The 11,875-nt window shown below is 72.4% G+C and carries 10 protein-coding genes; 9 read left to right on the forward strand and 1 reads right to left on the reverse strand.

All coding sequences use genetic code 11. The annotated features are described in order from the left end of the window. Positions 1–92 precede the first annotated feature (92 nt). The 3 genes from ABZX65_RS34310 to ABZX65_RS34320 all read left to right on the forward strand — a co-directional run bounded on the left by ABZX65_RS34310 (position 93) and on the right by ABZX65_RS34320 (position 2,684). Positions 93–860, forward strand: a complete 768-nt coding sequence (locus ABZX65_RS34310) for an enoyl-CoA hydratase-related protein (RefSeq protein WP_355349290.1) — start codon at positions 93–95, stop codon at positions 858–860. A gap of 331 nt (positions 861–1,191) precedes the next feature. Beyond that, positions 1,192–1,683 carry an ATP-binding protein gene (locus ABZX65_RS34315; RefSeq protein ID WP_355349293.1) on the forward strand — a complete coding sequence of 164 codons (492 nt, stop codon included), beginning with the start codon at positions 1,192–1,194 and terminating at the stop codon, positions 1,681–1,683. Positions 1,684–2,195: 512 nt separating this feature from the next. Continuing rightward, positions 2,196–2,684 (forward strand): hypothetical protein, encoded by a 489-nt coding sequence (locus ABZX65_RS34320; protein ID WP_355349296.1) that lies wholly within the window; start codon positions 2,196–2,198, stop codon positions 2,682–2,684. A gap of 28 nt (positions 2,685–2,712) precedes the next feature. Here the strand turns inward: ABZX65_RS34320 and ABZX65_RS34325 are convergent, their stop codons facing one another. Continuing rightward, the gene (locus ABZX65_RS34325; RefSeq protein WP_355349299.1) at positions 2,713–4,032 is read right to left on the reverse strand and encodes a LuxR C-terminal-related transcriptional regulator; all 1,320 of its coding nucleotides are present in this window, start codon (positions 4,030–4,032) and stop codon (positions 2,713–2,715) included. Positions 4,033–4,369: 337 nt separating this feature from the next. On the opposite strand from ABZX65_RS34325, the gene ABZX65_RS34330 reads away from it, so the two are divergent. The 6 genes from ABZX65_RS34330 to ABZX65_RS34355 all read left to right on the forward strand — a co-directional run bounded on the left by ABZX65_RS34330 (position 4,370) and on the right by ABZX65_RS34355 (position 11,873). Continuing rightward, positions 4,370–5,305 carry an NADP-dependent oxidoreductase gene (locus ABZX65_RS34330; protein ID WP_355349302.1) on the forward strand — a complete coding sequence of 312 codons (936 nt, stop codon included), beginning with the start codon at positions 4,370–4,372 and terminating at the stop codon, positions 5,303–5,305. Positions 5,306–5,572: 267 nt separating this feature from the next. Next, complete coding sequence (locus tag ABZX65_RS34335) at positions 5,573–8,383, forward strand: GNAT family N-acetyltransferase (RefSeq protein WP_355349305.1); 2,811 nt, start codon at positions 5,573–5,575, stop codon at positions 8,381–8,383. Positions 8,384–8,522: 139 nt separating this feature from the next. Continuing rightward, a complete protein-coding gene (locus ABZX65_RS34340) occupies positions 8,523–10,109 on the forward strand; it encodes a putative T7SS-secreted protein (protein ID WP_355349308.1) in 1,587 nt (528 codons plus the stop codon). Positions 10,110–10,167: 58 nt separating this feature from the next. After that, positions 10,168–10,878, forward strand: coding sequence for a hypothetical protein (locus ABZX65_RS34345; RefSeq protein ID WP_355349311.1), 711 nt, complete (start codon positions 10,168–10,170; stop codon positions 10,876–10,878). Beyond that, a complete protein-coding gene (locus tag ABZX65_RS34350) occupies positions 10,875–11,219 on the forward strand; it encodes a hypothetical protein (RefSeq protein ID WP_355349314.1) in 345 nt (114 codons plus the stop codon). The genes ABZX65_RS34345 and ABZX65_RS34350 overlap by 4 nt, the downstream gene beginning before the upstream one ends. Before the next feature lie 6 nt (positions 11,220–11,225). Next, on the forward strand, positions 11,226–11,873 hold the full coding sequence (locus ABZX65_RS34355; RefSeq protein ID WP_355349317.1) for a hypothetical protein: 648 nt from the start codon (positions 11,226–11,228) through the stop codon (positions 11,871–11,873). Positions 11,874–11,875 lie beyond the last annotated feature (2 nt).

An 11,875-nucleotide genomic window follows, 5' to 3' on the forward strand; every position in this document is an offset into this window, starting at 1 on the left:
CGCATCGGGCTCCGCCCGTGTGAGGCACCGCACGTGAGCCGCGACGGCCCGCCCCTGACCTGGGGCGGGCCGTCCGTCGTACGCTCGCCCGTATGACTGTGACCTTTGAAGTCGACGAAGGCGTCGGCACCGTCCGGCTCGACCGGCCGCCCATGAACGCCCTGGACTCCGGCACGCAGGACCGGCTCAAGGAGGTCGCCGAGGAGGCGGCGCGGCGTCCCGAGGTACGGGCCGTGGTGGTGTGGGGCGGGGAGAAGGTGTTCGCGGCGGGCGCGGACATCAAGGAGATGCAGGCCATGTCGTACGAGGACATGGTCGACCGCTCGCGGGCGCTCCAGGAGTCCTTCACGGCGGTGGCGCGGATTCCGAAGCCGGTGGTGGCGGCCGTGACCGGTTACGCGCTCGGCGGCGGCTGCGAGCTGGCACTGTGTGCCGACTACCGGATCGCGGGCGAGAACGCGAAGCTCGGACAGCCGGAGATCCTGCTCGGTCTGATCCCGGGCGCGGGCGGCACCCAGCGGCTGTCCCGGCTGGTCGGTCCCTCGCGCGCCAAGGACCTGATCTTCACCGGCCGGATGGTGACGGCGCAGGAGGCGCTGTCGCTGGGGCTGGTGGACGAGGTCGTCCCGGCCGACGAGGTGTACGCGCGGGCGCGGGCCTGGGCGGAGCGGCTGGCGCGCGGTCCCGCGTACGCGCTGCGGGCCGCGAAGGAGGCCGTCGACGCGGGTCTCGAAACGGATCTGGAGACCGGGCTGACGATCGAACGCACCTTGTTCGCGGGGCTGTTCGCGACGGCGGACCGCGAGACGGGGATGCGCAGCTTCGTCGAGGACGGACCGGGGAAGGCCACCTTCCGCTGAGCCCGCGGATGCTGACGCGTGGTCAGCCGGGGACGGCGATCCGACGCACATGCGGCTGAGCGTCGAACGGATGCTCGGCTGACAGCGCGTCAGAGGTGACGCAGGGTGCGCGGCTCACCTTAAGGCAACCTTATGCCAGCCTTAAGGAATGGGAGGCCGCCACCATCCGCTGTGATGGTTGCATACGTCAACTCCACTGATCAGCAGGGCCGTTGAGGGGTGTTCTGTGCCCAGGGCATATGCCTAGTCACAGGTGTGGGGCGGCGTACTCCGTCGGACGAATTCCCCCGGTTACCCCTCGGAGCGCTGCAATTGCAGCCATCATGAAGTCATGGCGGGCCGGGGAGCATCTGAGCAGCCGCAGCGGGTGGACACCGCCGCGGGTGCGGTTCCCGTTCTCACCGACGACACGGCGGCCAAGGCCCTCGATCTGTACGGCGACCCGTCCGTCCAGGAGGTCCATCTGACCTCCCGTCCCGAATCCGCCTCCACCGCCCGGCGCCTGGCGCTCTCCGTGGTACGGGTCTGGGGCCTCCCGCAGTTCGCCGACACCGTGGAACTGCTCGTCTCCGAACTCGTGGGCAACGCCGTACGGCACACCGGGGCGCGGACGTTCGGGCTGCGGATGCACTGGCGCCGGGGCTGGGTCAGGGTCGAGGTGCGGGACCCCTCGCGGGCGCTGCCCTGCCTGCTGCCGGTCCGCGGCCTGGACGCCAGCGGCCGGGGCCTGTTCCTGGTGGACAAGCTCTCCGACCGCTGGGGTGTCGACCTCCAGCCGCGCGGCAAGACGACGTGGTTCGAACTGCGGGTCCCGGAGCGGTAGTTCGCGCCCGGCGCGGGAGTCGGGGCCGTCGTGCGGGGGCGTCGGGGCCGTACCGCCGTGACCGGCCCGGATATTGTGAAGAGGCCCTTCGCGTCGTGGTAACGACTGCGCAAGGGCCTCTTCGAACCGCCGCGAAGCAAGGGGGGTGTGGTTCGCGGCGTCTGTGGAACGGCCGAGCGCGGGTCGGTGCGGGCCGTTGAGAAGACTCTGGCACGCAGTGCCAGGCATGGTCAAACGCGTATATGGCTCACATCTGGACAAAAGAGGCATTGTGCCGCGCAAAGCAAGGGTGATGTGCGCCACCCGCCTTGTAAACCATGGATAAGTACGTTCATCTTCTTCTAATGATCGGAACCCTCGGGGATGTGGGGGGTACGCCCCTGAGGAGGGGTGGGGGTAGCCCCCACACGCAATGGGGGACACACCTGATGGGCCCGCGCGCGGCCGTGCGGAAGAGTCGGTGACACGACGACGGGCGCCCTCAGCGGCCGTCACCGACACAGGAGTTGACCATGGCCGCCAGCACGGCGATCACCGGCCCGGCGGCCATCGCGTCCCCGTCCTCGCGCACCGCGGCCCTCGCCTCCTTCGTGCGGTTCGTGCTGTGCGGCGGCGGAGTCACCGTCCTCGCCGGCGGCGTCCTCCTGCTGATCGGCGACAGCGTCCCCCTCGCCCTGTCCAACGCCGTCGTCACCATCGGCTCCACGGTCCTGGCCACCGAACTCCACGGCCGCTTCACCTTCGGCCGGGGCGGCGCCACCTGGTCCGACCACTGCGCCTGCGCGCTCACCGTCCTGCTGTCGTACCTCTTCACCACCGGGGCGCTGCTCGCCTACGCCTCCGCGTATCCGTCCGGCGACGCCCTCACCCGGCAGGGCGTCTACATCGCGGCCTCCGCCCTCGCCGGCCTCGGCCGCTTCCTGCTCCTGCGGCTCGTCGTCTTCCGGCCGGCCCGCGGCGGTGTCCGGCTCGGCCGCGCGGCGGTCGCCGTCGCGGCCTGACGCCCGACCGGTGACGGCTGCCCGCGGTCTACGCGGTGGCCGCCGCCGTACGGGCGAGGGCGGCGGCCTCGCCGCGGGAGGCGACGCCGAGCTTGGCGAGGATGTTGGCGACGTGGAATTTCACGGTGGACTCGCTGATGTGGAGGGCGAGGGCGATCTCGCGGTTGCGGCGCCCGAGGGCGAGCTCTTCGAGGACCTGCCGTTCCCTCGGATGGAGGGCGTCCAGCGGCCCGGCCGCAGCGGGGGCCGCCGGGAGGTCGGGGGACAGCGGCAGGGTGACGGTGAGGGTGGAGCCCCAGCCGGGCAGGGCGTCGAGGACGAGCCGCCCGCCGAGCGCCGTGAGCCGGTCGGTGAAGCGGTGGACGGCGAGCGCCTCCGGGGCGAGCAGGCCGGGCCCGTCGTCGCGTACCAGCACGCGGAGCGTGTCCTCGTCGAGCTGCCAGCTCACATGGAGCCGCCCCAGGTCGCCCTGCTCCAGCATGGCCAGGACGGCCCCGCGTACCGCCGCCCGCGCGCCGTGGGCCACGTCGGCGGCCAGCGTACGGCGGGAGGCGGGAGGGCGCAGGTCCAGCTCGACGGGGCTGTAGCGCAGCAGCGGGCGCAGCTCGGCGGTGAGGCGGCCGAAGGCGGCGTCCGCGGGCTCCTCGCTCAGCTCCCGGTCCAGGTCGGCGCCCGCGCGCAGGTCGATCAGGGCCGCGACGGCCAGGTCCACGGCGCCGCGCCGCGCGGCGGTGTCGTCCAGCGACGCGGCGCGCAGCGTACCGAGGATCGCCGACAGCACCGAGGAGTGCGCGTCGGTCAGCTCCGCGATGGCCCGCGCCCTGGCCGCGGCGGCGGCCCGCGAACTGGCCGCCTGCGTCGGTCCTGCCTCCGCCATCCGGCGCTCCTGGTTGACGGTGACCAGGTCCCACAGGCCCTGCGCCACCGCCGTGACGTCGGCGTCCAGCGGCTCGGCCGAGGAGCGTACGGCGACCAGCAGCGGGCCCGCGCCCGCGCCCGTGTCGGCGGCCTCGGTGGGCTCGGCGAACTCACGCGTGGAAGCGACGGCGAGCACCGGGTGCGGCGCCCCGGCCAGCACCGCCTCGCCCTGCCAGGGCGCGCCCGCCGTCACCCGCCCGGCCAGGCGCGTCAGTTCGGCGCCGGTGATCCGGCCGGTCAGCTCCTCATCGCCGAAGGCCGCCGTCGGAGTGAACGTGCAGACGGCGCTCCGCCGGGCGACCGCCCGGTGGGGCACCAGGTCGGTCAGCACCTCCGACAGCCGCCGCATGGTGTCGGGCAGCGGTGCGCGGGTGACGACCAGGGCCCGCGCGAGGGCGTCCTGCGGGCGGATTCCGTCATGGCTCGGCATGCCTCCCGAGCGTACGGCGGCGATGATGGGCGCGGACTGTCCTTTCGGCCGGGCGGAACCGTCCGAACGGCGGGCCGGGTCGGCGGCGGCCCGCGGCGATGCTGGGAAGTGCCCTGAAGGACCCCGGGGAGTGCCGGGGACACCCGGGGAGTTCCCCGGGACACCCGGGGAATGCCCGGGGACGCCCGGGGAACGCCTAGGAGGTGCCGGCGGAACGCCCGGGGAACGCCGCCGTCGCACCAGGGCGCCGCGTCTCCTCGGGCGCCCGCCAAGGCAATTGCTTCAGGTTTCCGAATGTTCTCGAATATTTCCGAGCCCTCCGAAGGATTGTGAACCCATGACGAAGTCCATCGCCTTCACCGAATACGGCTCCGCGGACGTGCTGCGGGCCGTGGACACCGACGTGCCGGAGCCGGGCCCCGGCCAGGTGCGGATCACGGTGCGCACGGCGGGCGTGAACCCGCTCGACAGCAAGATCCGCGCCGGTTACATGGAGCAGGTCTTCCCCGTGGACTTCCCGCATGTGCCGGGCCTTGAGGCGGCGGGTGTCGTCGAGGCGCTGGGCGAGGGCGTCGAGGGCCTGGCGGTCGGCGACGACGTCTTCGGCCAGACCGCCACCGGCGCCTACGCCGAGCGGGCGCTCGCCGAGGTCGCGAAGGTCGCCCTCAAGCCCGGCACGCTGAGCTGGGAGCAGGCGGCGGCGCTGCCGGTCGCGGCGGAGACCGCGTACCGCGCGCTGGACATGCTCAAGGTGCGGCCCGGCGAGACGCTGCTGATCCATGGCGCGGCGGGCGGCGTCGGCACCGTCGCCGTACAGTTCGCGGTCGCGCGCGGCGTCAAGGTCGTCGGCACGGCGAGCGAGGCCAACCACGAGCACCTGCGGGCGCTCGGCGCGGTCCCGGTCGCCTACGGGGACGGGCTGGTGGAACGGGTGCGGGTCGCCGCACCCGAGGGGATCGACGCTGCGCTCGACGCGGCCGGGCGGGGCGACGCGCTCCAGGCGTCGGTCGAGCTGACCGGCGGCACCGAGCGGGTGCTGTCCATCGCGGACGCGCCGGGCGCGGGCAAGCTCGGCGTCCGCTTCACCTCGGGCGCCGAGGGGTACTACGGCGAGCCCGCCTTCGCGGAGGCGCTGGCGCTGTTCGCCGCGGACAAGCTGACCATCGCCGTCCACGAGGTGTTCCCGCTGGAGGCGGCGGCCGACGCGCAGCGCGCGAGCGAGGCCGGGCACCTGACCGGCAAGATCGTGCTCAAGGTGTCCGAGGGCGTCTGACACCCGGACCCGGGGACGCGGCGTGACGGCGGGCGGTACGGGCGGGCTCCGTACCGCCCGCGGCCGTGCCGCCCGCCGCCGTGTGGCCCGCGATCCCTGTGAGGTCCCCGGCCTTTGTGGGGTCCCCGGCCCTCGTGGGGTCCCCGGCCCCTGTGGGTCCCCAGCCCCTGTGAGGTGTCCGGCCCCTGTGAGGTGTCCGGCCCTTGTGAGGTCCCCGATTCCTGTTAAGTTAGGGCACCCTAACCTTAATGATCAGAGGGAGTCAGGGTGAGCAGCGAGGTCTTCAGGGACGCCTGGGGCATCCCCCACCTCCGCGCGGACAGCGCCCGCGAACTCGCCTTCGCTCAAGGCCGGAACGCCGCCGTCGACCGGGCCTGGCAGCTGGAGACCGAACGGCACCGTGCGGAGGGCGGCACCGCCGCGTTCCTCGGCGCCGACGCCGTCGAGTGGGACCGCTTCGCCCGCCGCGCGCTGCTCGCCGACACCGCCCGCCGCTGCCACGCCCGGCTCGACCAGGACACCGCGCGGTGGGTCGCCGCCTACGTGGACGGCGTCAACGCCGGGCTGCCCCAAGGCGCGGCGCAGGCACCGGAGTTCGCCGCCACCGGCCTCGCGCCCGGCCGCTGGCAGCCCTGGACGCCGCTGGCCGTCTGGCTCTCCACCCACATCCTCTTCGCGGGCTTCCCCGCCAAACTCTGGCGGTACGAGGCGGCCCGGCGGCTCGGCCCGGACGCCGTCGCGGCCTTCGCCACCGACGGGCCCGGCACCGCGGGCAGCAACGGCTGGCTGATCACCGGGGACCGCACCGCCACGGGCGCGGCGCTCCTCGCGGGCGACCCGCACCGCTTCATCGAGGCACCGGGCGTCTACCAGCAGATCCGCCTGGCCTGCCCGGAGTTCGACGTCGTCGGCCTCGCCGTCCCCGGCGTCCCGGGCCTCGCCCACTTCGGCCACACCGGCCGGGTCGCCTGGGCCATCACCAACGCCATGGCCGACTACCAGGACCTCTACCGCGAGCGCCTGCGCCGCGCCCCCGACGGCTCCGTCCGGGCCCTCGGCCCCGACGGCTGGGAGCCCGCCGCTTCCCGTACCGAGACCGTCGCCGTCGCGGACGCCGACCCCGTCCGGGTCGAGATCGTCGAGACCGCACGCGGCCCGGTGATCATCGGCGGCCCCGACGCGCCGGAGAACCCCGACGCGCCCGAGAGCCCCGACGCGCCCGAGACCCCCGCCGCGTCGGACGGCGGCGCGTCGGACGGCCGCGCGGACACCATCTGGAACGCCGTCAGCCTGCGCTGTCCCGCCCGCGCCGGAGCCGAACTCGGCTTCTCCGCACTGCCGTCGCTGCTGCGCGCCACCACCGTCGGCGACGTCGACCGGGCGCTGGACGGCTGGGTCGAGCCGGTCAACGTCGTGCAGGCCGCCGACACCGAGGGCGGCCTCCTGCACCGGACGGCGGGCCGGGTGCCCGTACGGCATCCGGACAACTCCCTGTACGCCGTGCCCGCGTGGCGGAAGGAGCACGCGTGGACCGGCGCCTACGCGCCCCTGCCGCGCGCCGACGTCCGCGACGGCCTCGCGGTGATGGCCAACGCGCGCGAACTGGCCGCCCCGCTCGGCACCGAATTCGCCGCGCCGCACCGCGCGCGCCGCATCCGCCGCCTCCTGGCATCCGCCGACGACTGGACGGCGGACGGCATGGGGGCGATCCACACCGACGTCCATCTCGGCTCCGCCCGCGCCCTGTTGGACCACGTCGCCGACCTCCAGGGCCCTGACACGCCGCCGCTGAGTCCCGCGGCCTCCGCTCTCGGCGCACGACTCCTGCGCTGGGACCGGCGGATGGCGGCCGAGAGCACTGACGCCGCGTCATACGCCGTACTGCGGGCGGCGGTCGTCCGCGGTCTCGCCGCGCACCCCGCGCTCGCCCCGCTGACCGAACTCGTCCATCTGCCGTCGTATCCCGCGACGTTCACGCCGTGGCTGGCACTGGTGCCCCGGGTGGCGTTCGCGCTGGAGACGCTGCTGGGCGGCGGGCTCATACCCGCGCGGGACCGGGCCGCGATCGTACGGGCCGCGCTGGAGGAGACGGCGGGGGCCGGTGCGGGGGAGGCGGGTGCGGGGGAGCGGACCTGGGGGGAACTGCACCGGCTCGCGCCCTGGCAGGCGCTGCCGCCCGACGCGTACGGGCACGCGCCCGAGGTGTGGCCGGGGCTGGCGGGGGACCACGACTGCGTGCTGTCCACGTCCAGCGTCCCCGGCATCACCCACCACAGCCTGCGCGGGCCCGCCGCCCGCTACGTATGGGATCTGGCCGACCGTGAGAACAGCCGGTGGGTCGTGCCCTTCGGAGCGAGCGGAGTGCCCGGCGGCCCGCACCACCGCGACCAGCTTCCGTACTGGCTGCGCGGCGACCTCGTCCCCGTGGTCACCGACTGGACCCGACTCACCAGGGAGACCTCTGTGCCCGAAGCCCCGAAAGCACCCGAAGCCACCGAAGCGCCTGCCGCTGGCCCCGCTGGAGCCGCCGCCTTTCACGGGCCGCCCGCCGGCTTCGGGACCGTCCGCTTCGTGCCCGTCGACCCCGACCGGGACATCGACCTCATCCACGCGTGGGTCACCCAGGAGCGGGGCCGGTTCTGGGGCATGGGCGACGCGACCCGCGACCAGGTGCGCGAGATCTACGCCTTCCTGGACTCGCTCGACACCCACCACGCCTACCTGGTCCGCCGCGACGACCGCCCCGTGGCCCTCTTCCAGGCCTACCAGCCGGAGGCCGACCCCATCGGCGACTTCTACGACCGGCTGCCCGGCGACGTCGGCGTCCACGTCTTCGTCGGCCCGATCGACCCCGGCGCCGAACGCGAACCCGACTACACGCGGCACCTGTTGACCGCCCTCCTCGCCCACGTCTTCGCCGACCCCGCCTGCCGCCGTATCGTCGCGGAACCCGACGCCCGCAACACCCGCGCGATCGACCGTCTCCTCAGCACCGGCTTCACCCTCGGCCCCCGCGTCGAACTCCCGGACAAACCCGCTCAGTTCGTCTTCCTCACACGCGACTTGACCACTGGTTGACCAAAAGAAAGCCGATACCGCGACCGGGAACCCTTCAGGTAGCGTGAAACGTCTCTACTGATGATCAGCTGTTGATCACCGGTTCACCACCCGTGAACACCACCCGCTGAACACCACGCGCCGACGGGGGGATTGACGCATGGGTCGTCCGAGCGACTGGCACATACTCGACATGGATCGCGATCCGGTTCCGGGTGACGCGTCGCGGGTGAAGACGTTGTCGCGGCAGTTGCACGAGTTCGCGGACGATGTGGGCGGCGCGCTGCGGCTGGTGAAGGGGATGCAGTCGGAGGACGCGATCCTGGCGTGGGCGGGGCTGTCGGCGGACGCGTTCCGGGAGGAGTTCGGGTCGACGCCGAAGAATCTCGACAAGCTGCACACGTCGTACCGGATCGCGGCGGAGGCGCTGGAGTCGTACTGGCCGGATCTGGAGCACGCGCAGTACCAGGCGGACCGCGCCCTGGCCGACGGGCGCACGGCGCATGCCCGGCTGGTCTCCGCGCAGAGCGGTCTGAACGGTGCGCAGGACTGGGTGCACACGGCCACGTCGACCGCCGACTCGTACGATCCGGCGAAGAACCACGGCGCGACCGTCCCGCCGCCCGATTCGGACCAGGTCCGCCAGGCCACCCGTGACCTGGCCGCCGCCAAGGCCCGTCGGGCCGACGCCCAGCAGGCCGTCTCCTCCGCGCAGTCGGCGCTCGACGCGGCGAAGCGGCTGGCGGAGCAGGCGCGGGGTATGCGGGAGGACGCGGCGCGACGCACGGTGGCCAGGCTGCACGAGGCGTCGGACGCGGGGATCAGGAACCGGCACTGGTGGGAGAAGGCGGTCCACTGGGTCGCCGACCACTGGGACGAGATCATCACGGTCTGCAAGTGGATCGTGGCGGTCCTCGGCATCGTCGTGATGATCATCGGCGGCCCGCTCGCCTGGCTCGTCGTCGCCGCGGCGCTGCTCGTCCTTGCCGACACCGTCACCAAATACATCCAGGGCAAGGCCACTTTGTGGGACGTGCTCTTCGCCGTCCTGGACTGCGTCCCCATGACCAAGGGCCTGACCTCCCTCGGCAAGCTCGCCGAGCTCTACAAGGCGGGCGGCCTGCTCAAGATCGGTGCCCACGCGCTGGGTTCGGCCAAGGGCGCGCTCAAGAACATGGCATCGCTGATCCGGGACGGCGGCGAGGGTCTCCGGGCGATCACGGTCGCCTTCAAGGGCGGCGACCGGCTGCCCGGCGGCACCATTCCCTTCCGCGATCTGTCACCGAAGGCCAAGCAGTTGGTGAAGGCGCTGGAGGACGGCCACATCCAGATCCGCCCCGCCGAGGTGAATGTCACCCACCTCGCGGAACTCCAGAAATTCGCGGGTGTGGAACACGCCATCGTCCAGGGCCCCGGCGGTGAACTTCGGCTTTTCCGGGGCACGGAGATCGGCAGTTCCATTCCGAAGGACCTGCGCGGCCGGGGCTACAAGTTCACCGTCCACACCCACCCCGAGGACCGCATACCGGGGCCGCCGACCGATATCGAACGGGCCCGGGGAATGCGGAACAGTATGCAGTTCGACCTCGACAACAAGGCGAGCAGGCACGTGGAAGCCGTGGTCAGCCGCGACGGCAATGTCACGTTCTTCGACCACAACGGAATTATCGACGTGCCACAGGGGCAATATCCGCCGGGCGGTCCCATGAATGACCGCGGGTACGTGGTGAGAGTGCCTCATGTATAGTCGGCGTGAATCACCTTCAGCGACGGCATTGAGTGTGAGTACGGAGGATTCGGGCGCGATGAACGGACCCAACGCCTGCCAGTTCTGCGGACGTTATGTCCTCCAGGTGCCGGGCTGGACCACGTTCGTGAAGAGCTACCGAATGCTGCTGGCGCCCTGGGACCCCCAAGAGGTGTTCCTGGAAGGCTCCTTCCACCACTCGTGCCTGCGCACCTCCCCGTACCGGCGGGAGTTCCGCGCGGACGCGCTGCGGCAGCTCACCCAGGGCGACCACGACGTGGAGGTCGAGTTCGAGGGGCGGACCCGGCAGCAGCGCCGCCCCGGAATGGCCTTCACCGAGCAGGTGTTCTTCGGCGCGTCCGGAGAGCTGTTCCGCCATGCCAACGTCGACAGCTGGGTGTTCGTCGAGAAGGACGGCCCCTGGCATTTCCTCTCCGCCGACGACGTGCGGACGCTCGCCGCAGGGAGCCCGCTGCGGAAGTCCTCGGAAGCCGGTACGACACGGCTGCCGAGCGACCCCGGCGAATCCGTCGCCGAATGGACGCTGCCGGAACTGCTCGACTTCCTCGAAGTCCGCGACCTCTACCAGGAAGTGCTCGACCGGCTCGAACCCGAATACACCTTCTGGGAGTACAACGCCATCGCGCCGAAATACTTCCTCGACTACTCGGTGGACTGCGTCCAGCCGCTCCCCGCCGAACTGGCCGCATTCTGCGCCACCTACACGTACCGCGCCCGCAGCCTGGACTGGGAGGACGGCGACGCATGAGCGAGGACCGGCTGGCGATACCGCTCGACCTGCTGGAGGACTTCGCCACGATGCTCGGGTCGATCACCAAGCGGCTCGACGACACGAAGGCGACCCTGCGGGCCTTCGAGGACGACATGGGCGACGGCAGCGTCGCCGGCGCGCTCGACCACTTCCAGGCCAACTGGAAGGACGGCAGGGGCGACATCCACAAGCAGCTCACCGGCCTGGAGAAGATGGCGACCACCGTGGTCAGCGAGATCCGCAAGGTGGACACCGACCTGGCCAAGCAGCTCGCCGACTCCACCGAGAGCGCCCCCGGCCCGCAGCAGGGGCCCGCCCCGCACGGCACGAAGGAATAGCCGGTCATGAACGAGAGCACGCCGGAAGCCCCCGCCGCCCCGCCGGTCGGCGTCTCCCTGTCCGTACCCGAGTCGTGGTGGGAGTTCGACGTACGGCCCGAGGGCCGCGAGGAGACCGTCCGCGCGCTGATCGACGCGCGCGTCCGGGCCGTCCCCGAACTGGCCCCGTACCGCAAGGACCTGGTCGCGCTGCTGCGCCGGATGGCCCGTGACGCCCATGACGCGGGGGCGCTCTACTGCGGCTGCATGGCCGAGAACTTCGAGGGCGTCCCGCTGACCGCGATGGTCACCGTCACCGTCGTGAGCGCCACCGGCTCCCAGGGCTCCACGCTGAGCACCGACCCGCGCGTCATCGCCGACACGCTCAGGACGATCACGCCCCGCCGCGAAGGCGACGCCTGGCGGCGGGTCACCACCGTCGAGATCCCCGAAGTCGGCCTGTGCGCCCGCACGGTGGGCGTCGAGGACGTCCCCGTCGAGCAGGGCGACACCCGCACGGTCCGGATGGCGCTCACCCAGACCTACATCCCCGTTCCCGGCCGCCCCGCCGAGATCGTCCTCGTCTCCGGCGCCAGCCCCGTCCTCGACCTCGCCGAAGCGTTCCACGACATCTTCGACGCGGTGACGAGCACCTTCCGCTTCGCGACGGCGTAGGA

The sequence above is a fragment of the Streptomyces sp. NPDC003300 genome (assembly GCF_040610915.1).
Lineage (GTDB): Bacteria > Actinomycetota > Actinomycetes > Streptomycetales > Streptomycetaceae > Actinacidiphila.